The organism is Winogradskyella vincentii (assembly GCF_020166345.1).
Taxonomy (GTDB): domain Bacteria; phylum Bacteroidota; class Bacteroidia; order Flavobacteriales; family Flavobacteriaceae; genus Winogradskyella; species Winogradskyella vincentii.
Map to the genome: position 1 here is coordinate 230,935 of NZ_JAIUJS010000003.1, position 25,991 is coordinate 256,925.

The 25,991-nt window shown below is 33.4% G+C and carries 26 protein-coding genes; 10 read left to right on the forward strand and 16 right to left on the reverse strand.

The features are described from left to right. Genes LBV24_RS06960 through LBV24_RS06975 form a run of 4 tightly spaced genes read left to right on the forward strand, consistent with a single transcriptional unit; the run spans window position 1 to window position 4,132 of the window. Window positions 1–582: an NUDIX domain-containing protein gene (locus tag LBV24_RS06960; RefSeq protein WP_224477876.1), complete on the forward strand. Its 582-nt coding sequence runs from the start codon at window positions 1–3 to the stop codon at window positions 580–582. 1 nt (window position 583) lies between these two features. Next, a complete protein-coding gene (locus LBV24_RS06965; RefSeq protein WP_224477877.1) occupies window positions 584–1,819 on the forward strand; it encodes a DUF6638 family protein in 1,236 nt (411 codons plus the stop codon). 41 nt (window positions 1,820–1,860) lie between these two features. Then, window positions 1,861–2,397 (forward strand): stage II sporulation protein M, encoded by a 537-nt coding sequence (locus LBV24_RS06970; protein WP_224477878.1) that lies wholly within the window; start codon window positions 1,861–1,863, stop codon window positions 2,395–2,397. 40 nt (window positions 2,398–2,437) lie between these two features. Continuing rightward, window positions 2,438–4,132 carry a hypothetical protein gene (locus LBV24_RS06975; RefSeq protein ID WP_224477879.1) on the forward strand — a complete coding sequence of 565 codons (1,695 nt, stop codon included), beginning with the start codon at window positions 2,438–2,440 and terminating at the stop codon, window positions 4,130–4,132. Here LBV24_RS06975 and LBV24_RS06980 read toward each other — a convergent pair. Together LBV24_RS06980 and LBV24_RS06985 are read right to left on the reverse strand one after the other, a co-directional pair. Continuing rightward, window positions 4,129–4,596, reverse strand: a complete 468-nt coding sequence (locus LBV24_RS06980) for a GNAT family N-acetyltransferase (RefSeq protein ID WP_224477880.1) — start codon at window positions 4,594–4,596, stop codon at window positions 4,129–4,131. The two genes, LBV24_RS06975 and LBV24_RS06980, sit on opposite strands and share 4 nt — an antisense overlap. Continuing rightward, entirely contained in the window at window positions 4,586–5,605 is a 1,020-nt protein-coding gene (locus LBV24_RS06985; protein WP_224477881.1) for a formimidoylglutamase, read from the reverse strand. Before LBV24_RS06985 ends, LBV24_RS06980 begins: the two co-directional genes overlap by 11 nt. Window positions 5,606–5,697: 92 nt before the next feature. Between LBV24_RS06985 and LBV24_RS06990 the strand changes: the two genes are divergently transcribed. Continuing rightward, complete coding sequence (locus tag LBV24_RS06990; RefSeq protein WP_224477882.1) at window positions 5,698–6,585, forward strand: chromosome partitioning protein ParA; 888 nt, start codon at window positions 5,698–5,700, stop codon at window positions 6,583–6,585. Between the two features lie 67 nt (window positions 6,586–6,652). On the opposite strand, the gene hutI is transcribed toward LBV24_RS06990, so the two are convergent. The 4 genes from hutI to LBV24_RS07010 form a co-directional block, all read right to left on the reverse strand. Beyond that, complete coding sequence (gene hutI / locus LBV24_RS06995) at window positions 6,653–7,888, reverse strand: imidazolonepropionase (protein WP_224477883.1); 1,236 nt, start codon at window positions 7,886–7,888, stop codon at window positions 6,653–6,655. A 96-nt stretch (window positions 7,889–7,984) separates the two neighbouring features. After that, the gene (gene fumC, locus LBV24_RS07000; protein ID WP_224477884.1) at window positions 7,985–9,382 is read right to left on the reverse strand and encodes a class II fumarate hydratase; all 1,398 of its coding nucleotides are present in this window, start codon (window positions 9,380–9,382) and stop codon (window positions 7,985–7,987) included. Window positions 9,383–9,555: 173 nt separating this feature from the next. After that, window positions 9,556–10,230, reverse strand: a complete 675-nt coding sequence (locus LBV24_RS07005; protein WP_224477885.1) for an ABC transporter ATP-binding protein — start codon at window positions 10,228–10,230, stop codon at window positions 9,556–9,558. 40 nt (window positions 10,231–10,270) lie between these two features. After that, on the reverse strand, window positions 10,271–12,730 hold the full coding sequence (locus LBV24_RS07010) for a DUF5916 domain-containing protein (protein ID WP_224477886.1): 2,460 nt from the start codon (window positions 12,728–12,730) through the stop codon (window positions 10,271–10,273). Window positions 12,731–12,920: 190 nt separating this feature from the next. Here LBV24_RS07010 and LBV24_RS07015 point away from each other — a divergent pair, with 190 nt between their 5' ends. Further along, window positions 12,921–13,187 carry a hypothetical protein gene (locus tag LBV24_RS07015; protein ID WP_224477887.1) on the forward strand — a complete coding sequence of 89 codons (267 nt, stop codon included), beginning with the start codon at window positions 12,921–12,923 and terminating at the stop codon, window positions 13,185–13,187. 45 nt (window positions 13,188–13,232) lie between these two features. Here the strand turns inward: LBV24_RS07015 and LBV24_RS07020 are convergent, their stop codons facing one another. The 9 genes from LBV24_RS07020 to LBV24_RS07060 form a co-directional block, all read right to left on the reverse strand. Then, on the reverse strand, window positions 13,233–13,790 hold the full coding sequence (locus tag LBV24_RS07020) for a type 1 periplasmic binding fold superfamily protein (protein WP_224477888.1): 558 nt from the start codon (window positions 13,788–13,790) through the stop codon (window positions 13,233–13,235). A gap of 23 nt (window positions 13,791–13,813) precedes the next feature. Continuing rightward, window positions 13,814–16,213 carry a TonB-dependent receptor gene (locus tag LBV24_RS07025; RefSeq protein ID WP_224477889.1) on the reverse strand — a complete coding sequence of 800 codons (2,400 nt, stop codon included), beginning with the start codon at window positions 16,211–16,213 and terminating at the stop codon, window positions 13,814–13,816. A gap of 76 nt (window positions 16,214–16,289) precedes the next feature. Further along, complete coding sequence (locus tag LBV24_RS07030) at window positions 16,290–16,631, reverse strand: hypothetical protein (protein ID WP_224477890.1); 342 nt, start codon at window positions 16,629–16,631, stop codon at window positions 16,290–16,292. Next, window positions 16,628–17,122 carry a DUF6787 family protein gene (locus LBV24_RS07035; RefSeq protein WP_224477891.1) on the reverse strand — a complete coding sequence of 165 codons (495 nt, stop codon included), beginning with the start codon at window positions 17,120–17,122 and terminating at the stop codon, window positions 16,628–16,630. The genes LBV24_RS07030 and LBV24_RS07035 overlap by 4 nt, the downstream gene beginning before the upstream one ends. A gap of 27 nt (window positions 17,123–17,149) precedes the next feature. Next, entirely contained in the window at window positions 17,150–17,587 is a 438-nt protein-coding gene (locus LBV24_RS07040; RefSeq protein ID WP_224477892.1) for a DUF6146 family protein, read from the reverse strand. 189 nt (window positions 17,588–17,776) lie between these two features. Continuing rightward, window positions 17,777–18,412: a DUF937 domain-containing protein gene (locus LBV24_RS07045; protein ID WP_224477893.1), complete on the reverse strand. Its 636-nt coding sequence runs from the start codon at window positions 18,410–18,412 to the stop codon at window positions 17,777–17,779. A 104-nt stretch (window positions 18,413–18,516) separates the two neighbouring features. Next, complete coding sequence (locus LBV24_RS07050) at window positions 18,517–19,467, reverse strand: D-2-hydroxyacid dehydrogenase (RefSeq protein WP_224477894.1); 951 nt, start codon at window positions 19,465–19,467, stop codon at window positions 18,517–18,519. A 25-nt stretch (window positions 19,468–19,492) separates the two neighbouring features. Beyond that, on the reverse strand, window positions 19,493–20,554 hold the full coding sequence (gene serC, locus LBV24_RS07055; protein WP_224477895.1) for a 3-phosphoserine/phosphohydroxythreonine transaminase: 1,062 nt from the start codon (window positions 20,552–20,554) through the stop codon (window positions 19,493–19,495). Window positions 20,555–20,626: 72 nt separating this feature from the next. Further along, the gene (locus LBV24_RS07060; RefSeq protein ID WP_224477896.1) at window positions 20,627–21,685 is read right to left on the reverse strand and encodes an acyl-CoA reductase; all 1,059 of its coding nucleotides are present in this window, start codon (window positions 21,683–21,685) and stop codon (window positions 20,627–20,629) included. Window positions 21,686–21,755: 70 nt separating this feature from the next. On the opposite strand from LBV24_RS07060, the gene LBV24_RS07065 reads away from it, so the two are divergent. Then, window positions 21,756–22,109 carry a 4Fe-4S dicluster domain-containing protein gene (locus tag LBV24_RS07065; protein ID WP_224477897.1) on the forward strand — a complete coding sequence of 118 codons (354 nt, stop codon included), beginning with the start codon at window positions 21,756–21,758 and terminating at the stop codon, window positions 22,107–22,109. A gap of 97 nt (window positions 22,110–22,206) precedes the next feature. Continuing rightward, window positions 22,207–22,380 carry a hypothetical protein gene (locus LBV24_RS07070; RefSeq protein ID WP_224477898.1) on the forward strand — a complete coding sequence of 58 codons (174 nt, stop codon included), beginning with the start codon at window positions 22,207–22,209 and terminating at the stop codon, window positions 22,378–22,380. Window positions 22,381–22,390: 10 nt separating this feature from the next. Here LBV24_RS07070 and LBV24_RS07075 read toward each other — a convergent pair whose 3' ends face one another. Further along, entirely contained in the window at window positions 22,391–22,792 is a 402-nt protein-coding gene (locus tag LBV24_RS07075) for a hypothetical protein (protein ID WP_224477899.1), read from the reverse strand. A 102-nt stretch (window positions 22,793–22,894) separates the two neighbouring features. Between LBV24_RS07075 and ychF the strand changes: the two genes are divergently transcribed. Together ychF and LBV24_RS07085 are read left to right on the forward strand one after the other, a co-directional pair. Beyond that, window positions 22,895–23,989 (forward strand): redox-regulated ATPase YchF, encoded by a 1,095-nt coding sequence (gene ychF / locus LBV24_RS07080; RefSeq protein ID WP_224477900.1) that lies wholly within the window; start codon window positions 22,895–22,897, stop codon window positions 23,987–23,989. A 147-nt stretch (window positions 23,990–24,136) separates the two neighbouring features. Further along, complete coding sequence (locus tag LBV24_RS07085; RefSeq protein ID WP_224477901.1) at window positions 24,137–25,990, forward strand: DNA topoisomerase IV subunit B; 1,854 nt, start codon at window positions 24,137–24,139, stop codon at window positions 25,988–25,990. Window position 25,991 lies beyond the last annotated feature (1 nt).

The following is a 25,991-nucleotide window of genomic DNA, read 5'->3' on the forward strand; positions in this document are numbered from 1 at the left end:
ATGGATAATCTGAGAAATATAGAACATATCAATTTATCTGATGCATGGGCAAAATTAGATAGAATAGATTATGATTTTCAGTTTAAAAATGGTGAATGGAAACGTCTTTCTAGAGAAACTTATAATAGAGGTGACGGTACTGCTATTTTACTTTACAATCCTGTTAGAGGTACAGTAATATTAACAAGACAATTTAGAATGCCTATTTATGAAAATCATAAGGAGGAAGGTATGTCTATTGAGGCTTGTGCAGGAGCTATTGATAAATCGAAATCGCCAGAAGAGACTATAATCAGTGAGGTTGAGGAAGAAGTTGGATACAAAATTCCTTTTGCAAAACAAGTTTTAACAGCCTATTCATCACCTGGAGCTTTGACTGAAAAAATGTTTCTGTTTGTTGCTGAGTACCATGATGACATGAAGATAAGTGAAGGAGGAGGATTGGAAACTGAAAATGAGGAAATAGAGGTATTAGAATTACCATTCTCGGAAGTTGTAAAAATGGTAAAAAATGAAGAAATCATTGATGCAAAAACAATTATGTTAATTCAATATGCTCAAATAAACAACCTGCTAGATTGAGATGAAGAAACTAAAAGAGGCAAATCTATATAGGAGTGAACTTATACCAGTAAGTGGTAAGTTAGTTGAGCGGTACAATAAATGTTTAAAAACACTTGGGTTTACAGAGACTAAGTTAAAATCCTTCTCAATTGATGGTGTTGGTTGGAGTCCAGAAGTGGCAGAGGAGAAAAAAGACATTCAATATTTAAATCATGGTGATGCAAATCCTCATGGTATAATTATATCACCGTTACAAAAGGGAAAACCTGTTTACTTGCCATTCCATTCTTTTGATAGAGAAATGATGCAACACGTTTTTAGAACTCATGGAGATAAAATAAATGACATTACAAGAGATTCTGCCATCTGCATTGATTTTGACCAGGATATTGACGTGTTTTATGAACCCTTGGATGTTTTAAAATATGACGATGTTAGCATTACATTTCGATTAATAGATAATCTAGAAGTTAAACAAAAGGAACAATTAGCATTAGTAGATAAGTTTAAACATGGTAATAATTTCATAGATGAAGAAATACACCAGGAGCTTTTAGATTCTGCAAAAGCCTATGGTGATTTAAGAGAAAGGGATTTATTATTACATCCTCTACATTTTTCAACCGGATCCTTTTTCACAAGAGCTTTTGATGGCGTTTATCTTTTACGGGATTTTATAAAACCGATAGTTGTTTTTGAAAGTAAAGAAATCTACAAAGAAGCGATTAAAGATACTTTGCATGATGTTTTAATTTACCATATATCGCAACCGCAACTAATAGATAAACTTAAGGATCATATAATTATCGATTGTAACCTTGATGAAATGGTCAAAACATCTAATTACGATCGTATTAAGAAGTTTGAGTTTTATCAATTATTAGACAAAACGGAGCATCCAATAAAGGATATACTAAACGATAAAGTACTATTTAAGAGTTATTTAAATAAGATTGATATTAAAGATCGTAAAAAGGTAATGAGTGTTGAGCTCTACCTAGAGAAGCTAGAAAGAAGTAATGCATTTAAAATTGAAGATGTTGTAGACCAATCCTTATATTTTGCATTGCATCAGCCACATTCTTCCTTGTCAGCCGAACATAGAGATTTAATTCACAAGTTATTGATTAACATCGCTCCAAAAGATATCTTGTTTTTATACTGGTATGATAAGGAGCAATTTTATAAGAGTTATGAAACTTGGGATGACTCATTTAGAGACTGGGTAATAGAGCAGATTAGTAACAATATTTAAGATTTTTAGACTAATTTTATAAGAACCACAAAACAAATGCAATGGGACTAGAACTTGTAATTTTTATAGCGGCTATATTATTTGGTATTTTCATTTATTGGAGAGAGTCCAACGGTAATGGAGCATATAGATTTTTAAATAAGATTGTCAATAGTAAAGAATTACAGATGAGTCCGGATAACCCAAAAGGATTTGTCTTTAAGCAATCATTTTTGCCACGTTTAATTTTTGTTGTCAGTTTGGTTCTTGTAGCAGCACTTGTCGTTGAATTCTTAACACCACTTGCTGTATTTAGTAGTTATAATGGAATTTCAGCTTTTTCTTCATTTGCTGTTGGTACATTGTTGGGTACATATGTAGCAAGCTTTGTAATTAAAACTTCTGAAATCGTAGAAGAGAAAAGTGATTCATTAGGTGATATGGTGGAAGAGGCAGTAGAAAAAGGAAAAGATTTTGTAGAAGATCTAAAAAGTGATACCACTGAAAAGATTGAAGAATCAAAACCAGAGCCTGAGACTAACGATTCAACAGAACAAAAATCAGCTAGAGAACGTCTGAAGGATAAGGGCTTGATGTAGTTATAGTATTTAAAACAAAACGCTAAAAACATATAGTTTCATGATTAAATCATATTGGAGAAAAGGCCCTAAGCAGAAGCGGATTACAATTTTTCTGATGCTTCTATTGCTTATTTTATTGTTCTTTTTTAGGGATGATTATCAGCCTTTATTGCTATTCTTCAGAAGATATTTGTTTATAATTATTGTTTGTCTTTTAGTATTAATCTTAGGTTTAAGAAAATTCAGGAAAACAGTCAGTACTGGCGGTCGATTAGGAATATTGGGTGTTTTAATTATATTTTTTGGAATACTCTATTTCTTAGGTTGGAACCAAGGTTTATATGATTACATGAAAACGTATAATGTATTCAACCACCTTAATAAAGTAGAAATTAATGAGCTTCCATTAACTCAGAACGAACGTATACAACCCTTACGTAATATATTTTCAATGGCGAACGAAAGTGTTGGTGAAACTAAGGATGTTTCATTGCCGCATTTAGTAAGAATTGGTACTGAGAATAAATGGACAATGGCAATTCAGCCTAGTGAAAAGTATATAATGCAACGTATTAGTGATAATACAGAAGAAGTATTTTCGGTTAGTAGTACAACACCATTCCCAAGATTTTCAAATGAAAACCGTATTCCGGTAACTTTTTCAATTGGAGAATCTTTAAAATTTAGTAGAAATACATATAATGCGGTTGTACAGCGATTTAATCCATGGATGCTTTTTAACTATGAGCCTAGTGATACCTTTTACTTGAAAAATGACAATGGTGATTGGGTACAAGTAGTTAGTTTAATAAAGTGGAAGGGGTTCTTCTTCCCTTATCCAACTTTTGGTGGTGTAATGATTATTGAAAATGGTGAGCATGATATTAAAGATTATTTCGAACGTATTTTGATAGGTAAGGGCACATTTGTTAGTCCTGATGACATTAAGGACTATAAATTTTTGAATAAGCAAAATACTTTGGCTGAGAGTGTTTCTCAATTACAAGCAGAGTCTCTCAAGTTTCTGGGAGGTTTTAGTGATCCATTACCTTGGAATATGGAAACTGCTGTAAAAATTCCACTAATGCCAAAAGATCAAAATCAACAGCCTTATGTTACTGATTTTGACTTTGCTGGTTCTAATACTGATGCCTATAGTGGTCTATATCATTGGTTCGGACTAGAGCCAGTAGGCGATGAGCGTACAAGTTTGAGTTATAGTGTTTTTGTCCCAGCAGATGGTACTGACAAACTATATTACTATGACCATGCGAGTAAAAAACAGGGTTATGCTGGTGTTTCTGCAATGCCATTGAAGGTAAAGGAATCTCGTAAGGAGTACGACTGGAATGCGAGTACACCAGTTGAGTTTAGACCATATGTTAAAGAAATTGCGGGAAGAAAACGAATGTTTTTCTTAGGCACAATATCATCTATTAGTGAAAAGAACGCACAACAATTTGATGGTTCTGCTACTCCAGATTTAGTTCTGATTGATAGCGAATACAGAGATGTTATTTGGATTGACGTTAAACATCCGAGCACATGGGATGAAACAGTTTATAATCAATTGAATGAAGCTTGGAGATCAAGTGAAGGCATTGGCTACTACTTTAATGAAAAGCCAAGAGATGAGGATTTAATGGAGCAAGCACTAGATTCTTTAAGAGTTATACCAAAAGTTGAAGATAAATCAGCAGAAATTGAGAAATTACAACGTAAAATAGATTCTTTAAAAGCAATTGGTAATTAATTAAATGTCAAGAGCATCTTTATATCTGACCTCTTATAGGGACTATTTTCCTCTAGACTTAATTCTTTAAAACCATATTTTCTATACAAATAAATGGCATTTTTCAACTTTGTGCTAGAATAGAGCAGAAGGGCTTCAATGCCATTTTCCTTTGAAAAATCAATACAATACTTTAAGATTTTTTGACCAATTTTTTTGCCCCTTTCCTCTGGTGAAACAGCCATTTTTGTTAGTTCTAGAACACCTTTTGTTTCAGTCGGCATAAGTGCAACGGTACCCACAATTTTGTTATCAATTTTTGCAAAAAATATGTGTCCACCCTTATTAATAATATATTTTTCAGGTTTACTTAGAACTTCTTCATCGAAAGGCTCAACATAAAAATAGGTTTTAAGCCACTCGATATTTAAATCGTAAAAATTTTGAGAATGTATTTTATGAAAATCTATAATTTCAACTTCCATTGGCTCTTATAAAATCTGTAATCAAATATGCAATAGCTTTACCAACACTTTGTTGAGTTTTTTTTGTTGGTGATGCCTCACAGATGTGTAAATATTTTACGTTTCTATTTTGGCCAAAGAAATTAATAAATTGTCTTGCTTGTTTCATGGAAAATCCACTTGGTGTCATGGCACTACTTGGCATATTTTCTATGGCATCACAATCTAATTCAATTCCAAAAGATTCTTTTGAAATAAATTCAGAGGCATACATAAGTTGGTCCTGAAAATCCAATTCATTTCGTATTTCAATAGACTCGTAAGTATTAAACTTGATGTTCTTAAGTTTTTTAATTGTCTTAAATATTCTTGATGAGGTATAGTTTTCGTGTAGACCAAAAATAAAATAACGCTTTAAAAAGCCCTCTGCAAAGGCATAACTGAATCCATTGCCACTGTGTCTACCTTCTTCGGCTCTAAAGTCTGTGTGAGCATCGAGATTTATGACATTAATCTTATTGTTCAATGCCAATGAAGTACCTTTTATATTTCCATAGGAATTGTTGTGCCCACCACCAATAATTATTGGAATCTTACCGGCTTTAACGATACAAGCTACCAGATATGTAACATCACTATCAATCTTTTCAACCATTGATCGTATTTGTGTCAATGATTTTCTTTTAGTTTGATCTATCTCATTAAGTGTGTTTTGTTCTTCTTCGTAACTTAAGTGTCCTAGAACTGCAATTCTCTTTGCATTGGTGTACGCATTGCTTTGGGTATTTAGCAGTGCCTTAATTGCAGATTCCCAGGCTTTTCTTGTGCCAGGTTGCCCTAAATTAGCTTGTACGCCAATATCTTCAGTAATGCCAAATATTACATAGTCGACATCTAAATTGGTAATAGCTTCGTATATGTTATTGAGGTTAGAAAATAACCTTATTTGTTCACCAAATTTTGATTCGCCTTTACGAGAGTTCACGATTAGATCTCGATCTTTCTTAGAGAGTAAAACAAGATTTTTCATATGGTGAATAAAATAAAGATTAAATGTACATTTTTATTTTATCTTTAAATCAAATTAAAAGAGGGATTAACAATAACTTAAAAACATAATTTATGGAAAGTTCGCAAAAATCAGGAATAGGTCTTAAGGTAGGATTAGGAATTCTATTGGTTCTATTTTTAGGAACTGCATTTTATGCATCTAAACTTTACAGTGACAAGCAAGAAACCGAAAAGGTTTTAATTAGTGAAAAGCAACAAGTAATGAAAGACCTTAGCAACATGGCTAAGGATTACGATGCCGCAATTGCAGAAGGTGAAAGAACAAATCAAGACCTTATTGATGCTAGGGAACGTATTCAGAATCTAATGGATTCATTAAAGGTGTCTCAAAACAGTGTTAATAGCTTATGGAGATATAGAAAGAAGTATTTAGCACTGCAGGAAGAAATGGAAATTCTGTTGGAAGAAAATGATCGTTTAAAAGTAGAAAACGAATTATTGGCGGTTTCATTAGATAGTACTCAAGTTCAGTTAAAAGAACGTACAATGTTTACAGATTCACTTTTAGTCCAAAATACAGAGCTAGCTAATGTTGTTGAAGATGCGGCAGCATTACAGACTGTAGGCCTTAAAGGATTAGGTGTTATTGAAAGAAGAAGTGGTAAACAAATACCAACAGAACGTGCTAGACGTAGTGATAAAATTAAAATCTGTTTTACAGTAGCTAAAAACGCTTTGACAGAGGCTGGCGATAAAGAACTATATGTTCAGGTCATAGACCCTAAAAACAATGTATTAGGTTCAAATGGACAAGTTCAATTTGATGATCAAGTTTTAAATTATAGTCTCATCAGCCGTTTTAATTATGAAAATCGCAACCTAGATATTTGTGAATATATTAGTGCTTCAGATGAATCAAAATTTGAAGAAGGACGATATAGAGTAAACGTATTTAACGATAAAGAATTGATTTCTGCTTCAGAATTTGTTCTAAAGTAGCCTTCAATTCCTTAATTGGTTGATTAATAGCAAAAATTCCAGAAGTATTTCTTCTGGATTTTTTTATTTATAATAATTGGCCGTTTATAATTATTTGATCAACCGGGTTGTGAGCAAATGAGTAAGGGATTTCCCTGTAATGATTCATAGGTTTTGTAATAATAAAATTTGCCTTTTTACCTCTTGTAACACTTCCGTACATATTACTTATACCCATAGCATAGGCACCATTAATCGTAGCGGCATTTATGGCTTCTTCTGGTGTTAGCTTTAGCTTAGCACATGCAGCACCAACAATAAAGTTCATATTTCCACTAGGAGCTGAACCAGGATTATAGTCAGTGGCAATAGCAAGCGGTAAGCCTGCATCAATTAACTTTCTTGCAGGCGTGTAGGGAATACCTAAGAAGAATGAGCATCCAGGTAAAGCTACAGGCATAGTATTACTATCTTTGAGTGCTTCTATATCTCCGTCATTTAATAATTCTAGATGATCTACAGATAAGGCATTATGCTTTACACCTAATGCAACACCACCAAGAATATTAAATTGATTTACATGAATTTTTGGCCTGAAATTATGGACTTGACCTGCCTTTAAAATGGTTTCTAAATCTTCAATATCAAAATAACCTTCTTCACAAAAGACATCAATAAAATGTGAAATATTAAGATCACCAGCTTTGGGAATTAATTCGTTAGTAATCAACTTAATGTACTCCTCTTTGTTTTTTCTATATTCCTCTGGTATGGCATGAGCGGCAAGTAATGTAGGAGCAATAAACGCCAAAGTATCCTGTTTAATACGTTTAATTACTCTAAGCATTTTTAATTCTGCATCTATCGTAAGCCCATAACCAGTTTTAATTTCAACAGCACCAGTGCCCATTTTAATAATTTCATCTAGTCTCTTTATAGATTGATTATAGAGATCCTCTTCAGATGTATTTTGTAATTTTTTAGCTGAATTTAAAATACCACCACCACGGCTGGCAATATCTGCATAACTCAAACCATTTATCCTATCAACATATTCACCTGTTCTATCACCAGCATATACTATATGTGTATGGGAATCACACCAAGATGGAAGTACAATTCTTCCCGTAGCATCGATAGTAGTTTCTGCTTCAATAGGATGGTATTCATCCATGGTACCATATTCAATTATGGTATCATGTTCTATATACAAATAGGCATTCTCTAAAATTGAAAGTTTCTTCATTTCCTCACCTTTTACAATGGTGACATTATGCTTATGAACCTGAAGAAGTTGTTTAATGTTAGTTATTAGTATTGACATTTTGTTGGATGGTTTAACGTAAAGATTATCATTTTTTTTGAATAAAAAAAACGCCAATCTTCTGAAGAATGGCGTTTAAAATATTTCAGCTTTAATTTATTTTAAGCTTCCGACCATATCTTCTGGTTTTACCCAGTCATCATAATCTTCAGCGGATACATATCCCAGATTGATGGCTTCTTCTTTTAGGGTCGTTCCATTTTTGTGAGCCGTATTAGCAATTTCTGCCGCTTTGTAATAACCTATTTTTGTATTTAAGGCAGTAACTAGCATTAAAGAATTATTTAAAAGTTCTTTAATAACTGCATGATTAGGTTCTATGCCACTGGCACAGTTCTCATCAAAGCTCACGCATGCATCTCCAATTAATTGAGCAGATTGTAAAATATTAGCTGCCATCATAGGTTTAAAAACATTCAACTCGTAATGTCCTTGAGTACCACCAACACTAACAGCGACATCATTACCCATTACCTGAGCACATACCATAGTAAGTGCCTCGCATTGAGTAGGATTTACTTTTCCAGGCATTATTGAACTACCAGGTTCATTAGCTGGAATAATGATTTCACCAATACCAGAACGTGGACCTGAAGCCATCATTCTAATATCATTTGCAATTTTATTTAATGAAACAGCTATTTGTTTTAAAGCGCCATGAGTTTCTACAATTGCATCATGTGAAGCCAATGCTTCAAATTTATTTTCAGCGGTTACAAAAGGTAATCCTGTAAACTCAGCTATATAATTTGCTACAAGTACGTCATAACCTTTTGGTGTGTTTAGTCCAGTTCCAACCGCAGTGCCACCAAGAGCAAGCTCACTTAAATGCAATAATGTATTTTCTATTGCTTTTAAACCATGATCTAATTGAGAAACATAACCAGAAAATTCTTGACCCAAAGTTAGGGGAGTAGCATCCATTAAATGTGTACGTCCAATTTTCACAACATCTTTAAATTCAATCGATTTTTTGTGTAATGTGTTACGTAGCTGAATTATTCCTGGAATTGTTGTTTCTACAACTTTTTTATATGCTGCAATGTGCATACCAGTTGGGAAAGTATCATTAGAGGACTGTGATTTATTGACATCATCATTAGGTTGAATGGTCTTTTCGCCTTCACCAATTTTCTTGCCTGCTATTTGATGAGCTCTGTTAGCAATTACCTCATTGACATTCATGTTACTTTGTGTCCCAGAACCAGTTTGCCATATCACCAACGGAAATTGGTCGTTATGTTGGTTGTCTAATATTTCATCACAAACTTGAGCTATAAGATCTCGCTTATCTTTAGTTAGTACACCAAGCTCACAATTAGCATAAGCCGCAGCTTTTTTAAGATAGGCAAATCCATGTACCACTTCTAGTGGCATAGAAGCTGGTACTCCAATTTTAAAGTTATTTCGAGAGCGTTCTGTTTGGGCTCCCCAAATTTTATCAGCAGGTACTTTTACCTCGCCCATAGTATCTTTTTCTATTCTATAATTCATGATGTAATTAATTTTAAAAAGCTCTGCAAAATTACAGATTTAGAATGTTTTAAATACTGAAGAATATCATTTTATTTACGAACTTTTCATTTTACAGTTTGTAGTAATTGAAGTAAATGTAATTAGTGAATTTTATTCTGAAAATATTGATGTAGAGTTCTAATTCTCGAATCTTAATCAACAATTTTACCATCTACCATAGTTAATTTTCGATCAGCCATGTTGGCTAATTCTTGATTGTGTGTAACAATGACAAATGTCTGTTTAAACTTATCTCTTAATTTAAAGAAGAGCTGGTGAAGTTGTTCTGCAGATTCACTATCTAAATTACCTGATGGTTCGTCTGCAAAAATGATGTTTGGTTGGTTTATTAATGCTCTGGCTACAGCCACTCGCTGTTGTTCGCCACCAGACATGCTATTTGGTTTATGATTGATTCTATCACCAAGACCTAAATATTCTAAAAGTTCTTTGGCGCGTTTTTCCGCTTCAATTTTTGGCGTTTTATTTATAAATGCTGGAATACAAACATTCTCCAAGGCCGTAAATTCCGGTAAAAGTTGATGAAATTGGAAAATAAATCCAATATTTTCATTTCTAAACTTGGCAAGAGTTTTATCACCTAAATCTTTGATTGACTTATCATTAATAATTAATTCAGTTTCGTCAGTGTAATCAGGTTTATCTAGGGTTCCCAAAATTTGAAGAAGTGTAGTCTTACCAGCTCCAGATGCTCCTACTATGGAAATAATTTCGCTTTCATCAATAGTTATATCAACTCCCTTTAATACCTGTAAGTCTTTAAAGGCTTTTTTAATTTGTTTAGCTGAAATAACCGTTTTACCCATACAAGCGTGAAAGTAACATTAAATGTGTAAATGCGCAATATTAAGAGGTGGTTTTGTTCTTTTTAAAGACTGATTTAATACCTTGCCAATCGATAAAATATTGAAGACGAACGGATACCGTATGCTGAACAGGTTGCTCAAAAAGTAGGTCTAAACTTTCGCTAAAATTATCGTCTACATTTTCATCATTGCTAAAAAGTTGATTTCTATACAAAACCGTTAAAAAACTACCTTGGACAAATTGCCATGAGTAGCTTAAGTCAATATTCCAAGTACTAAAGTTAATATTAGGATCGTTACTTAGATTACCTAAGTTGTATCCCGATGCTGTAGTGAGCCTACCATTATCTAGTAAGGTGAATAAATCATAATCGTAGATTACGGTATCCCAATAGTGCCTAAATACTAAACCAAGTGAATGAAAAGGATCAAAATTGTAATTCCCTCTTAGTGAATTGGTAACCCGTTGTCGATTACGTTCTCCAAAAATAGGTTCGTCATTTTCACGTGTTGCATAGCCACGATCACCGTTTCTGTAGTCAAAGTTTAAGCCGTAAACTAATAACAGTTTATCACTAACACGTACCCTAGGTCGAAATTCAATATCATAGCGAAATAAATCTCGACCATCCTCAAAAAGTGCACCCATATTGGCTCTTATATCTACTGCAAATACCCTATTGTAATTTGTAGATATATTTCCGCCTAGACTCACAAAATTCTCAAATATAAAAGGTCTGCCATCTCTAGACTCAAAGAAATCGTACTGTTTACCTGGCTCAACATTTAGTCGAAAACCATAGGAGTCTAATCCTACACGAGTTGTAGCTCTGTAACGACCTCCAAAATTAAATCTAGAAAATGTACTTGGATCAACCAAGCGTCTATAATTTATAAAACCATTAATTCTATAACTATTTAATCGGCCTTGAGGTTCAAAAATCTGATAGGATACATCAGCACCAAAATCATTCCGATTGTTCCTTAAATTGAGCCCCATGTCATTAATATCAAATTTCGTATCTGCGAATCTGTGATCAAAACCATAACGGAAGTTACCACCAACTTTCCTAAATCTGAAGAAACTACTAAAGCCTGTTTCCCAATCTTCATTTTGATCGTTAATATTACTCATTCTCAGTTCGGTATCAATACGATACGTATTGCTTTTGTTTACAAGATTAGCTACCAGTGCTGTTGCATTAGCATCTCTAAACTCTCCAGAGCGAGTGACGTTGGTATTTATAAGACTTACAGCCGAGTTTCCTCCAAATTGCTGATCTACTACTAAAATATTGTAATTTGCTAATGGCTCCACAACCTCTTCCCGTTGTTCTCCTGTGATGGTATTTGTAATACTAGCATAGGTTTTTTCCGTAATTGCATTCAAAAACCCAATTCCTAACCCTTTTTTTGTTCTACCAGATAATTTTACAGCATTGAGGACATTGACCTCATTTGGTTCATTTATGACTTCGTTATCGTTGAGGTCGACATTTCCTGTTGGATCATTTCCTATCCTTCTTGAGAAAAAAAGTCCACCCTTTGAGAATAAATCAACCCCTTCTGTAAAAAACTGTCGTTGTTCTTGAAATGTTTGTTCAAAAGGACCAAGATTTAGTACAATATTATCGAAACCAGCTTGACTAAAATCAGGTATTAGAGTGGCATCGAGAGTGAAATTATCTGTTATCCCATATTTTACATCCATTCCAAAACGTAATTCAGATGTGGTTTCTCCATTAAAATCGTCTAATATTGCAGTTGAGAAAGGGTAAAGATTAAGACGTACAGGTGGTTGGATATCATCTAGCCCTAGAAGTTCACCATGGTATAATCCTTCATTACCTTTTGTTGGGTCTATTGGATTCCAACTATAATTTGAACGTTCTCTTCTGAAGTTACGGCGAAATTGTATACCCCAAACTGGATTTTCTTGTTCAGGAAAACGCAACGTTCTGTAGGGAATCTCAATTTCAACGACCCATCCATTATCAACAATTTGGACAGCACTACGCCATACCGCATTCCAACTTCTGTCTGTCCCAATACTTGGATTCGCTATAGCATCTGCCTGTTGGCCAGAACTAAACACTGTAAATTGGGTATCGTTTTGAGAATCATTGTTGGGGTTTAACACAACCATAAAAAAATCAGATTGTCCAAAATTATCTCTTGCTGTTAGCTGACTCATCATTTTTTCAGGATTGTCATAGAGATATGCACCCACATAAATAGCTCTATCGTCGTAGGATATTTTTACTTCAGTACGTTCGTCTTGGGGACGTGTCTTACCAATACCAGGCTCAAATTCAACAAAGCCAGTAGCGAAATCTGCATTTCGCCAAGTTGCGTCATTAAGATTTCCATCAATTTTTGGTGCTTTTTCCGCACGTGAAATATTAAGTTTCTTTTTATCTTGACTACTAACTGTTCCAAAAAAAAAGATCAAGTAGGAGAGTAAAAGTAATGACCGTATTGGTAGAATGAAGCGTAGCAATGAATGTCGTTTTTAAAAATAAACTGATAAAAATGTTGTTTAAAGTTGCAAAACTACATTTACAAATGTGCAACTGCTCTTAATTAAACGTTAAAAAGGTCTAACGGATGTTAATGTCTTGATGCGGTTTTGTCAGTTTTAAATTATTTGGAATACTTATTGCTTAGTAATTATAAATTAATCTTTATAAATGAATAAATACAAAATTTTAGGATGGAGCATATTATTTGATGCATTAGGTTTTGTATCATTAGTTTTTCCTCCATTTGATTTTATTTGGGCGCCTTTGTCCGCTTACCTAATGACTAAACTTTACAAGGGGAAAGAAGGAAAGATAGCTGCAATAATATCATTTGTTGAAGAGGCATTACCCTTTTTAGATGTAGTACCTACCTTCAGCTTAATGTGGTTATATACCTATGTTTTAAAATCAAGTACAGTTACCAATAAAGCATAAAAAAAGCGCTCATTTGAGCGCTTTTTTTGAATGGAATTAAGATGTTTAATTCACATCATAAGTAAATGTAGCTTCAATATCCGTTTCTCCACCAGCACCAATAGCTGTACCATCATTTGGTTTAGTAGGTTCATGCTTTAAAACTACCGTTAAAGTATTTCCAGTTGCAGCATCACCAGATGCCAAAGTAATATTTACACCAATTGGGTTTCCGTTTCCATCACTGTCGTTATAATTTAGTGATGTACCAGATGCACCAGTAAAGTTGTAAAATACTTGATGTTCATCATCTTCTTCTAATACTTCTAAAGTGATATTCTCAGCAGGTGATTCTAATTCGTTTAAAAATTCAATTTCACCACCATACGTAGTATTTGCCATTAATGAGCCGCTTACAGTAACCACTGGAGCGTTTGGACCATCACCGTCTGCATCACGTGATTGGAACACAATTGGTGTCCCTCCTCCAACAGCTTGAAGGCTTAAAGTCATGGTTGTAATTACCTCTTCTTCATTTACAGGTGCAGGATCATCATCATCACTACAAGCCGTAAAAAGCCCGATACTTAAAAATAAAATTAAAAGGTGTTTTATCGTTTTCATAATATTAATTTATTGAGTTTTTGTTAATAATTTATTTGTAATTGTAATGTAATATTTCTTCCTAAGTCATCAGCAAAATAACGTAGTCTGTTTAAATATGCTCTATAGCTAGTGTTTAGTAAATTGTTCACACTTAGACCAATGTTTAAATTGGTTTTTTTACTTAAATCAAAAGTCACATCACTATAAAAATGTAATAAATGATAGCCTGGTGGTGGAGTGCTAATATCTACCAATACAGTTTCATCTATGGTTGGGATGTAGGTTTCAAAATTAAAGTCTGGATAATTGGTTTGTTCAAAAACCCATTCTGAGGTTAAACTTGCAGAGAAATTGTTCCAATCTTCATTATAATATGCAACGGTATTGATTGTATTAAAAGCAGGAATATCGATAAGATCTATATCTAAACTCAAGTCATTTCCTTTGATATAAGCCGTTTTATTCTGCCATTCAATATTTTGATTAAAACTGTATCCCATAGTTAAATCAATACCGTACAACTCTGCTTGTGTTTGTTGAAATTCCCAAACCGGAAAGGCACCTCTAATAGTTTGCTCTATACCAGATGGTCTCAAATACATAAAATCATTTATTCTATTGTAAAAAGTTTCTACCAACAAATTGAAACCTGAATGTTCAAAATTATAACTCAAAGCTATTCTATTTGATATTTCTTGGTCTAACCTTAAATCGCCCAACTCAATTCTTGCAGCAGAGTGGTGTAAACCATCACTGAATAATTCTGAAGGGTTAGGGGGTCTGCTTGATAAACTATAGTTACCAATTAGGTAACTTGATTCATTTAAATCATATTTAATGCCTGCCGAAGCAGATATATTATGATAATTAAAAACTGGGTTAGTTAATAATTGCGTACCCAAATCATCTATAACAATATCTTCGAAATCTTCATCGTAACCACGTTCTTCCCAACGTGTAGTTTGATAAAACTTCTTAGCATCAATTCTATTAAAATCATATCTAATACCAGCATCTATAGTTGTTTTATCACCTAATATTAATTCCGTCGTTGCATATATACCAAAATCATACTTGTCATAATCAGGAATTAATCTTCGTACTCCAGTATCTGGATTAGCAAAATTGTTCTGATATCTTCCCATCAATCCAAAATTTACCTTTCGGCTTAAATCCGAATCTAAATTTACATCTGCTAAAACCGTATGAGTTTGAAGATTCAAATCTAAAGCAGGTTTGTTTTTGTCATCTCCAACTCGAACATCAAACTCAAAACGTTGATTGTTCTGGTAGTCGTACTGTAAATTTAACTTCCCAAAATTTTTGAAACGTCTATAATACAAAGCCTTAACTAAATGATGCGTTACTTCTTGCTTTGGAGCGTTTATGTCATAGCTAAAGTCATCAATCACTTGTGGTTCGTGTGAATTTATTGCATTTACCAAATCGGCAATATTTCCAATATGAGATGATCTCAATATTCCAATTTCATTAAATAAATAACTATAGAATACTTCAAAACCTGTTTCAAAAGATTTCTTACCACCTTGAACTGTTATACCATTAGATTTTAAACCTGTATTAGTTAACATATAATCAGGTGCTTCAAAATCTCCATTTTGCTTTATAGATCCTTGAATGTTAGCGTACCAACCAGAAGCAAAAGTCTTATTTAGTGAGGTATTAATGTTGAGTCCTCTTCCATTAGTTTGTCCACCAATAATGGTTTTACCATAAATTGAATCCACAATAATATTACGTTGAGGATTTACGACTATCACACCTCCAACTGCATCACCACCATAGGCTAAGGCCCCAGAACCCTTAATTACTGATATTTGACCGGCACTGTTAATATCAATATTTGGAGCATGTTCTATTCCCCATTCTTGATCTTGAAGTCTAACATTGTTATTAAGAATTAGTAGTCTGCTACCATACATTCCATTTACCATTGGTTTAACAATGGTATTACCAGTATTGATAGACGAAACTCCAGGAACTTCCTTTAGTGCATCACCAATACTCAAATTAGAATATTTCTTAAGTATATTAGACTTTATAACAGTCTCTTGTGCTGTTTTTGTCTCTTTTTTTTCAATTGTTGTTTTTACAGAAACTTCATTTAGCTCTTCTATGTGATGTTCTAATTCAATATTCTGAAACATGTCTCCAACAATATTAAAATTCATTGTTTTTGTTTCACAACCAATATGAGAAATAATAAGGGTAAGCTTACCATTACAAAGGTTTTCAATCTTAAATTTTCCATTCACATCAGATGTCGTGTATTTATTTAAATTTTTAATAAATATCGTTGCACCCACAAGTGGTGTATTATCATGAAAATCTTTTAATTCTCCTAAAAATACGGCATCGCATTTTTGGGCAAAACTAAATGTACACAAAGTAAATAGTACTATAAGAATATAGTATTTCATCAAAGAAACAATTGAATTGTTGAGACAAAGCCTAACTAGGCATTGTATTTTAGTCTAGTGATTTAATTTTGATTGATTACACTAAACTAGGTGGACCTCTTAAGTATGAAGTATCTTGCTGATGTGTTCTTAAAAATATATAATAAGACAGATTTGACTTATTGTAAATTAGCTGGTCCGACTCTTGCGAAGGCAAAAAAGACACATATAAATCATTGTTAAGCTTAAACTTGTAAAACTCACAATCTAGGTCAGATTGGTGAAAATGCGTTGAATGATCTACATCATCAGTACAAACAAAATGCTCATGATGATTATATGCATGTGAAAGCTTTACTGCTGACGGCAATAATACAGCACAAACCAACACTATAGCTAGTGTTTTAAAAATTGCCTTTATTAAAGTTTTTTTATTCAATCTATAAAACGTCTTAATCCTAAACGCCTAAGCATTTTCTTTTCAAATTCCCAGAAAAACTTAAACTGACCAAACAACCAACCAAAGGTAACCAAAAGAATCTGATAAAATATGAGTCCAATAATAATAAATAATATCCAGTAGAGGACAGGGTTTAAGTTTTCTTTAGTAATTCCCAATAGCTTTATTATTGGTCTTCCAACTAACATAGAAGATGAACCGGTAACTGCAAAAACTATGAATACACGGATCATTTCCCATTTATAATCAAGTATCCATTTCTTTTCTAATTTTTTAAAGAGAAATAACGTGAGTTTTAATAATAGGTAAGATATTATAATTGTTGCCAAAACCTCTAATATGATATGGTATTCAGCTAAAAAAGCATTCGCTATTTTATATCCCGAATATATTAAACCTATCAAACCAAAAAATGGAAAAATCAACTGCCAATTCTGTTGAATCTCCCATTTTTCTTTAAATTTCTTCATAGCTTAATTTTGCGATGCAAAATTAAGTCAAATTCTGGGAACAAGTGATGTTAGTCGCTGATTATATTTTAACTGAAAGTAGATAAAATAGTTATAAAGTAAATAATTGACCTCATATCCATAATCAGTAAGATTATCATAATCAATTCTCAATTCGTATAGATTAGGATCGAATACTTGAGGTTGAAGATTTCTTTGATTCCATGATTGAACTAATAGCTGATTCCTGGATTCTAAGAATTGCTGAGAATGAAAACCTCGAGGTCTGGCCGTACTCAATAACCAATTATTAAATCCTGGTTCAATAATTATTATTTCATAGTCGGTTTCATCACTACTGATTGAAACCGTATCGGTTTTAACTAGTGAATCTTCCGTATCGTGGTTTATTACCTGACTAGTGTTGTAAGATTTACAACTAGCAATTAATGCAATTACTATAATAATTGGTAGTAACTTTTTCATAGTATTTAAAGATATTAAAATTATATTTTGATTTTATACCGTAAATGAAATAATTCTCTTCATTTTCAGCAACCACCAATTAGTGTATTGTGTCTTTTACTGAGTATATATTTTACTATACAAAGTGTGCAATTGAAAAAACAGCTCAATTTGAGCTGTTTTAAAATTATATAGTGAGTTTGTACGTGTCTATTTTCCAAAAAGACCTCCAAGTAAACCACCTAGTCCACCTTTCTTCTTACTACCTCCTAAAACCATGCCAGCAACATCATCAATTACACTTCCATCACCGTCTGCATCTAAAATACTTTCAAGAAAACTTTGTTCATTTCTAGTTTTATTTCCACCCAGCATGCCACCAATTAATCCTGTTAATTGATTCTCTGAGCTAACATTATTCTGACGTGCTTGTTTACCTAACACACCCATTAATATAGGAGCTGCTACTTTTAAGATATCTCCAACTGATCCAGCATCTATTCCGGCCTTTTGTCCAATAACTTGTTCTACACCTTGTTGTCTTCCGCCAAGTACATGTCCAAGAATTTTAGCACCATCAACCTTTACATCATCATTAACTCCACCACCAAATAATCCATCAAGATTATCTAAAATACTTCCATCGTGCTTGCTATTTAAAGCTCCCATAAGCCCTTGTGCACCTCGAGGAGTAGAAGCATTTCTCTCCATAGCTTTCATTAAAACTGGTAGAGCCATTGTTAAAACGCTACTTGTTTTACTTTGATCATTTCCTGTAGAACCTGAAACACCACTGATGATTGTTTTTCCAAGGTCACTGCTTAATAAGTCTAAAATTCCTGACATTTTTATATTTTTTTACGATTAATAATTTGACTTGAAGGTACAAAAAAAGTCCCAACATATATTAGGACTCATTTGTTATGCGAAAGTCACAAAAATTAAAATTTTTAACCCAAGATATTAATAATTTGGTCTGCTAATTCAACACCAATTCTGTCCTGTGCTTCATTTGTAGCTGCACCAGTATGAGGCGTTAGCGATAATGAAGAATTCATTAATAATTGTACTTCTGGTTGAGGTTCCTTCTCAAACACATCAAGGGCAGCACGTGCCACTTTACCACTTTCAATAGCTTTTACAAGTGCTACTTCATTTACAACTCCACCACGAGCCGCATTTGCTATTATAACACCATCTTTCATTTGATTGAAATCTGCTTCATCAATAACATAATCCTTTTGAGCCGGTACATGTAGAGTTATAAAATCAGCTTGTTTTAAAACATCTTCTTTAGATATAGTTTTTATGTCAAAATTGACTTTTTGTCCATCAAAAAAATCAAGTTCTAAGTTGGCTTCTTCAATAAATGGATCAAATGCAACAACTTTCATTCCAGCCCCTAAACCAATTTTTGCAGTGGCTTGTCCAATGCGTCCAAAGCCTATGACACCTAACGTTTTTCCTTTTAACTCTTTTCCTTTGGCATAGGCCTTTTTCAGACTTTTAAAATTTTTATCCCCTTCAAGAGGCATGTCACGGTTTGAGTTATGAAGATATCTAGCTAATCCGTAAAAATGACCAAATACCAGTTCTGCAACAGAATGTGAGGACGCTGCAGGTGTGTTTATAACGTGAATTCCTTTTTCTCTAGCATATTCTACATCAATATTATCCATTCCAACACCACCACGACCAATAATTTTTAGACCTGGACAATTATCAATGATATCCTTTCTAACCTTAGTTGCACTGCGCACAAGTAGAACTGAAATGTCATTTTCGTTTATATAGTTTTGTAGTTGCTCTTGTGCAACTGTAGTCGTCAATACTTCATAACCAGCAGACTCCAAAGCATTAATACCGCTCTGAGAAACACCATCATTTGCTAATACTTTCATTATAATTTTTATATAGATTATTTAATTAAGCTTTACGCTCTAATTCGCTCATTACCTCAACAAGTGCCTTTACGCTATCTAAAGTTAAGGCATTGTACATTGAAGCTCTATAGCCTCCAACACTTCTATGACCATTCAATCCATTGATTCCAGCTTCTTTCCACATAGCATCAAATGTTTCTTTTAAATTCTCATTTTCTAAAGTGAAGGTTGCATTCATTGTTGACCGGTCTTCCTTAACTGAATACCCTTTAAATAATGGGTTTAAATCAATTTCAGAATATATCAATCGTGCCTTTTTATCATTTTCTTCTTCAATAGCTTTAATACCGCCAAGATCTTTCAGCCATTGCATGGTGAGCATAGACACATATACTGCAAAAACTGGAGGCGTATTAAACATACTTCCTTTACCAATATGTACTTTGTAATCCATCATAGATGGTATTTTTCTTGATACTTTTCCTAAAACATCTTCTTTTACAACAACTAATGTTGTACCAGCTGGACCCATATTTTTCTGTGCACCAGCATATATGATGTCAAATTGAGAGAAATCTAATTGTCGTGAAAAAATATCACTACTCATATCACACACCATGGGAATTGGTGAAGTAGGGAATTTTTTTATTTGAGTTCCAAAGATTGTATTGTTAGATGTACAGTGAAAATAATCATAATCTTCAGGAATATCATATCCTTTAGGAATATAGTTATATCCTGCGCTTTTCGACGTAGCAACCTCATAAATGTCATCATAAATTTTTGCCTCCTTAATTGCTTTGTCTGACCAAGTACCTGTATTTAAATAACCAGCTCTTTTTTCTAGTAAATTTAAAGCAACCATTAAAAATTGAGTACTAGCACCACCTTGAAGAAATAAAGCTTTGTAGCCTTTACCTTCTAATCCTAATAATTCTAGAGCAAGAGATCTTGCTTTTTCCATTACATCAACAAAAGGTTTGCTTCTATGAGATATTTCAATTAGAGATAAACCATCGTCAAAGTTAACAACAGCTTCCGCTGCTTTTTCCATTACAGACTTAGGTAATACGCAAGGACCTGCACTAAAATTATGTTTTTTCATGATATTATTTTTAGACGTACAAAAATGCTAATTAATTGACTAAAAAGCATTATGAAATTGATAATTTTTAGACTATCTTTTTAACAGGAATTCAACAGTATCAATATTGTCCGCATAATCCCATAATTGTGGGTTTTGAGTTTTCCCAAAAGCTATTCTATTCTCAAAATCTCCTCTAGTTACAATACATTGAATATTGTCTCTGTCTGAAAGCAACTTTTCCTTTAATTGCTTCGGGTTTTCATAATATTCATAAAAAACCGTTGCAATTGGTGAAGAATAACTTTTATCTTCCTTTAACATTAAGAATCCATTTTCAAGTATATCAAATTCACTCATTAAATATACTGCCTTGTTGTAATCATAGTTATTAGCATATTTGGTTTCGTGAATAATTGGATGCCATTTGTAAACTCCATTGAAGAAAGCATCGAAATCATAATCTTTTGGCACAAATAATTTTGAAACATTTCGGCAGCCCAAACCGTAATATCTAAAAATATCATCTGAGAGCGCTTCTAATTCTTCCTTGGACTCATCACCAGATAAAACGGCAACAGAGTTTCTGTTTTTTCTTATGATAGATGGTTTATTCTTAAAATAGTATTCAAAATAACGTGCTGTGTTGTTGCTACCAGTAGCAATGACTGCATCAAAATGCGACAATTTATCTTCAGTGAACTTTATTTTACCTTTAAAACCAGGTTCTATAATTTCGAGATATTTTGCTAAAAAGGGTAGAAGGTGTTTATCGTTTGAAGATTGCTTTACCAAAACGCTATGACCCGTAATTAGAACGGAAATAAAGTCATGAAATCCTACCAAAGGGATATTTCCTGCCATGATTATTGCTATGGTTTGCTCGTTAACTTCATTAAAGTTATACTTCTCCAACCATTTATTAATATTACTTATAATCAATGCATTAGACCAAGACTCTAACGAGAATAGAATATTAGTTTTTGAGAACCATCCATTGTTTTCTTCAGCTATTTTTATTTGATGTTTAAAACCGTCAAAAAACAAATCGTTTTCTTTAATATCGTCATTTTTGTCAATACCCTTAGTGGTAAACTGACTTAAAAACAATCCTAATTTTGCGAAAGCGTTAATTCTTTGTTGTAAATCCATCTAGTGTTTGGTAAAAAGTCTTTTTGGCTTTATTTTTGCACCTGCAAAATTAAGGAAAAGAAAAAAGATTATGGCAATTATAATTACTGACGAATGTATTAATTGTGGAGCCTGCGAACCAGAATGCCCAAATACTGCCATTTACGAAGGGGCTGATGATTGGAGATATTCAGATGGTACCAGTTTAAAAGGTAAAGTTGTATTACCAAATGGTAAGACTGTGGATGCGGATGAAACGCAAGAACCAATTAGCGATGAATTGTACTACATAGCACCAGATAAATGTACAGAATGCATGGGCTTCCATGAAGAACCACAATGTGCAGCGGTTTGTCCTGTAGACTGTTGTGTGCCAGATGAAGATGTAGTGGAAACGGAAGAGGAATTATTAGGTAAGCAACGGTTTATGCATCCTGACGACTAATGACAAGAACATAATGATAATTAAAATCCTGAATTATTCCATTCAGGATTTTTTTATTCTTAAAAGATTAATGTGTAACTTTTAAAAAATATACACAATGAATAAGGATAATAGTTTAGCTAAAGGGATTGCTTTCGGGATTGCGATTGGCGTAGCAATAGGTATTGCCACAGATAATTTAGCGATTTGGATAGGTGTAGGAGTTGCATTGGGCGCAGGATTTGGTAATGTTTTGAAAAACAAAAGAAATGATAAGAATGATAAATTCTAAATAAATCTATTTAGAAAGTAAAGGTGAATGACAATCCATTGTATGGTATGTCATAATTAATTCCTACAGCACCTCTTTGAAGATGTACTTTTGCTTTTTTATTATGCTGTGATGCTTTATTGAACAATACAAAACTTGTTATACCCACTCCAACTCCAAAATAAACCAACGGCATTCCATTTTTACAATCACTAAGCAGACATTCGTCAATATTAATAGCCATGCCACCTGCAATCATTCCAACTCCACCAGCTAATGCTATCCACCCTGCAGTTGAATTCGTTTTCTTTTTGGCAATGTGGAATTCATATAGTTCTTGTGGGGTCTGTTTCTGCTCATCGTCTATTACCTGACTATTAGTGTGATTGGTTATTCCTAATGAGAATACCAATAAAATCAAAATCTTTTTCATAGCTAAACATTTAGAACTTCTGTAAATTATCCTTTTAGTAGAATAATAGAAATGATTTATATCAGTAATTAATTACATTTGCACTCGCAAAATAATTAATACATGAAAGCTGGAATTGTAGGATTACCAAACGTTGGAAAATCAACCTTATTTAATTGTTTGTCTAACGCTAAAGCACAAAGTGCAAATTTTCCCTTTTGTACCATAGAGCCAAATATTGGTGTTGTAAATGTACCCGATCCAAGGTTGGCAAAATTAGAAGAGTTGGTTAACCCGGAAAAAGTTGTACCTGCTACAGTAGAAATAGTTGATATTGCCGGTTTAGTGAAAGGTGCTAGTAAAGGAGAGGGATTGGGTAATCAGTTCTTAGCAAACATTAGAGAAACAGATGCAATTCTTCATGTGTTACGTTGTTTTGATAACGATAACATTGTTCATGTTGATGGTTCAATAGATCCAATTAGAGATAAAGAAACCATAGATATGGAATTGCAGTTGAAAGATTTAGAGACTGCAGAAAAAAAGCTTGATAAAGTAAAGCGTGCAGCGAAAACTGGTAATAAAGAAGCTCAAGCGGAGGAGGCTGTACTTTTAAAAATTAAAGAAAATTTAGAATCTGGTATATCCGTTAGAGCTATTGAATTTTCAGATGAAGATTACGCAGAATATGTTAAGCCATTGCAATTTATTACGGATAAACCTGTAATGTATGTATGCAATGTAGATGAAGCTTCAGCAACTACAGGAAATGATTATGTTGATAAAGTTTCTGAGGCAGTAAAAGACGAAAATGCAGAAGTTTTGGTTTTAGCTGTGGGTACTGAAGCAGATATTAATGAATTAGATGATTACGAAGAACGACAAATGTTTTTGGCAGATATTGGTTTGGATGAACCGGGTTCGGCAAAATTAATAAGATCTGCTTATAAGCTATTAAATCAACAAACCTATTTTACTGCAGGTGTTAAAGAAGTTAGAGCTTGGACGGTTACTGTTGGTTCTACTGCACCACAAGCAGCAGGAGTCATTCATACAGATTTTGAGAAAGGATTTATTAGGGCAGAAGTTATCTCTTATGACGATTATGTCAGTTATGGAAGTGAAGCCAAGGTGAAAGAAGCAGGAAAAATGCGAGTAGAAGGAAAGAATTACATTGTGAAAGATGGTGATGTGATGCATTTCTTGTTTAATGTTTAGAATAACAATCAAACTTTTCGAAATAGTGGCCAATGTTCTCAACAACATTGGCCTTTTTATTGTTAATTACTTTAGTAAATCCATATTTCATTTTATAAGGTATAGTCTTATATTAGCGTCCTATCAAAAATTTTCGTCCTAAGATCTATGGCAGCACAGTCTAACTACACTGAAGAGAATATTCGTTCACTCGATTGGAAAGAACATATCAGAATGAGACCTGGTATGTATATCGGTAAATTAGGTGACGGATCTTCACCAGATGACGGTATTTATATTCTTCTCAAAGAGGTGTTAGACAACTCTATTGATGAGTTTGTAATGGGTGCAGGTAAAACCATTGAGATATCTATTCAGGGTGAACGTGTAACTGTTAGAGATTATGGTCGTGGAATACCTCTTGGTAAGGTCGTAGACGTAGTGTCTAAAATGAATACGGGAGGTAAGTACGATACTAAAGCGTTTAAAAAATCAGTTGGTCTAAATGGTGTTGGTACAAAAGCTGTAAATGCCTTATCCACTTATTTTAGGGTAGAATCTACTCGTGATAATAAATCCGCATCAGCAGAATTTGAACAAGGTAACCTTACCAATCAGGAAATGCTAGATGAGACGTCACGAAGAAAAGGAACTAAGGTTTCTTTTGTGCCGGATAGTGGAATTTTTAAAAATTATAAGTATAGAAGTGAATACGTAGTAAAAATGCTTAAAAACTACGTATATCTAAATCCAGGTCTTACAATTGTTTTCAATGGTGAGAAGTATTATTCTGAAAATGGGCTTAAGGATTTATTATCAGAAAATATTGCAGAGTCAGATTTATTGTATCCAATAATTCATCTAAGGGGTGAAGACATAGAAGTAGCAATAACGCATAGTAAAACTCAGTATAGTGAAGAGTACCATTCATTTGTTAATGGACAGAATACAACACAAGGCGGTACGCATCTATTAGCATTTAGAGAAGCAATAGTGAAGACCATTAGGGAATATTATGGTAAGAACTATGATGCTTCAGATATAAGAAAGTCAGTTGTGGCTGCAATCGCTATTAAAGTGATGGAGCCTGTTTTTGAGAGTCAGACCAAAACAAAGTTAGGCTCTACAGATATGGGAGGAGACCTTCCTACTGTAAGAACTTATATCAACGATTTTGTAAAGCGTAATTTAGATAATTACTTACATAAGAATTCAGAAGTAGCAGAGAAAATTCAAAGGAAGATTCTTCAGGCAGAAAAAGAAAGAAAGGAATTATCCGGCATAAGAAAATTAGCTAAGGAACGTGCTAAAAAAGCAAGTTTACATAATAAGAAATTAAGAGATTGTCGTGTACATTTTGGAGATACCAAAAACGAGAGAAACCTAGAAACTACATTGTTTATTACCGAGGGAGATTCCGCTTCGGGTAGTATTACGAAATCTAGAGATGTCAATACACAAGCTGTATTCAGTTTAAAAGGTAAGCCTTTAAACTCTTATGGTTTAAGTAAGAAAATTGTATACGAAAATGAGGAATTCAATTTATTACAAGCTGCATTGAATATTGAAGAATCAATTGAAGATCTACGCTATAATAATATTGTAATAGCAACTGATGCTGATGTTGATGGTATGCATATTAGATTATTATTGATTACTTTCTTTTTGCAATTTTTCCCTGAGGTAATTAAAGAAGGGCACCTGTATATTTTGCAAACACCTCTTTTTAGAGTAAGAAATAAGAAAGAGACTATTTATTGTTATAGTGAGGAAGAGCGCAGGGATGCAATAGAAAAGCTTAGACCTAAACCAGAGATTACAAGATTTAAGGGATTAGGTGAAATTTCGCCAGATGAGTTTAAACATTTTATAGGCGAGGATATTCGCTTAGATCCTGTGATGTTAGATAAGGATATGTCAATTGAAGAGTTGTTGTCATTTTATATGGGAAAAAACACTCCAACTAGACAAGAGTTTATCATTGAAAACCTGAAGGTTGAGTTAGACGTAGTAGAAGATTAAA

Excerpts from the sequence above, each read along its gene's own strand:
- LBV24_RS06960 (WP_224477876.1), top strand. The coding sequence starts at position 1 with ATGGATAATCTGAGAAATATAGAACATATCAATTTATCTGATGCATGG.
- LBV24_RS06965 (WP_224477877.1), top strand. The coding sequence starts at position 584 with ATGAAGAAACTAAAAGAGGCAAATCTATATAGGAGTGAACTTATACCA.
- LBV24_RS06970 (WP_224477878.1), top strand. The coding sequence starts at position 1,861 with ATGGGACTAGAACTTGTAATTTTTATAGCGGCTATATTATTTGGTATT.
- LBV24_RS06975 (WP_224477879.1), top strand. The coding sequence starts at position 2,438 with ATGATTAAATCATATTGGAGAAAAGGCCCTAAGCAGAAGCGGATTACA.
- LBV24_RS06980 (WP_224477880.1), bottom strand. The coding sequence starts at position 4,596 with ATGGAAGTTGAAATTATAGATTTTCATAAAATACATTCTCAAAATTTT.
- LBV24_RS06985 (WP_224477881.1), bottom strand. The coding sequence starts at position 5,605 with ATGAAAAATCTTGTTTTACTCTCTAAGAAAGATCGAGATCTAATCGTG.
- LBV24_RS06990 (WP_224477882.1), top strand. The coding sequence starts at position 5,698 with ATGGAAAGTTCGCAAAAATCAGGAATAGGTCTTAAGGTAGGATTAGGA.
- hutI (WP_224477883.1), bottom strand. The coding sequence starts at position 7,888 with ATGTCAATACTAATAACTAACATTAAACAACTTCTTCAGGTTCATAAG.
- fumC (WP_224477884.1), bottom strand. The coding sequence starts at position 9,382 with ATGAATTATAGAATAGAAAAAGATACTATGGGCGAGGTAAAAGTACCT.
- LBV24_RS07005 (WP_224477885.1), bottom strand. The coding sequence starts at position 10,230 with ATGGGTAAAACGGTTATTTCAGCTAAACAAATTAAAAAAGCCTTTAAA.
- LBV24_RS07015 (WP_224477887.1), top strand. The coding sequence starts at position 12,921 with ATGAATAAATACAAAATTTTAGGATGGAGCATATTATTTGATGCATTA.
- LBV24_RS07020 (WP_224477888.1), bottom strand. The coding sequence starts at position 13,790 with ATGAAAACGATAAAACACCTTTTAATTTTATTTTTAAGTATCGGGCTT.
- LBV24_RS07025 (WP_224477889.1), bottom strand. The coding sequence starts at position 16,213 with ATGAAATACTATATTCTTATAGTACTATTTACTTTGTGTACATTTAGT.
- LBV24_RS07035 (WP_224477891.1), bottom strand. The coding sequence starts at position 17,122 with ATGAAGAAATTTAAAGAAAAATGGGAGATTCAACAGAATTGGCAGTTG.
- LBV24_RS07040 (WP_224477892.1), bottom strand. The coding sequence starts at position 17,587 with ATGAAAAAGTTACTACCAATTATTATAGTAATTGCATTAATTGCTAGT.
- LBV24_RS07045 (WP_224477893.1), bottom strand. The coding sequence starts at position 18,412 with ATGTCAGGAATTTTAGACTTATTAAGCAGTGACCTTGGAAAAACAATC.
- LBV24_RS07050 (WP_224477894.1), bottom strand. The coding sequence starts at position 19,467 with ATGAAAGTATTAGCAAATGATGGTGTTTCTCAGAGCGGTATTAATGCT.
- serC (WP_224477895.1), bottom strand. The coding sequence starts at position 20,554 with ATGAAAAAACATAATTTTAGTGCAGGTCCTTGCGTATTACCTAAGTCT.
- LBV24_RS07060 (WP_224477896.1), bottom strand. The coding sequence starts at position 21,685 with ATGGATTTACAACAAAGAATTAACGCTTTCGCAAAATTAGGATTGTTT.
- LBV24_RS07065 (WP_224477897.1), top strand. The coding sequence starts at position 21,756 with ATGGCAATTATAATTACTGACGAATGTATTAATTGTGGAGCCTGCGAA.
- LBV24_RS07070 (WP_224477898.1), top strand. The coding sequence starts at position 22,207 with ATGAATAAGGATAATAGTTTAGCTAAAGGGATTGCTTTCGGGATTGCG.
- LBV24_RS07075 (WP_224477899.1), bottom strand. The coding sequence starts at position 22,792 with ATGAAAAAGATTTTGATTTTATTGGTATTCTCATTAGGAATAACCAAT.
- ychF (WP_224477900.1), top strand. The coding sequence starts at position 22,895 with ATGAAAGCTGGAATTGTAGGATTACCAAACGTTGGAAAATCAACCTTA.
- LBV24_RS07085 (WP_224477901.1), top strand. The coding sequence starts at position 24,137 with ATGGCAGCACAGTCTAACTACACTGAAGAGAATATTCGTTCACTCGAT.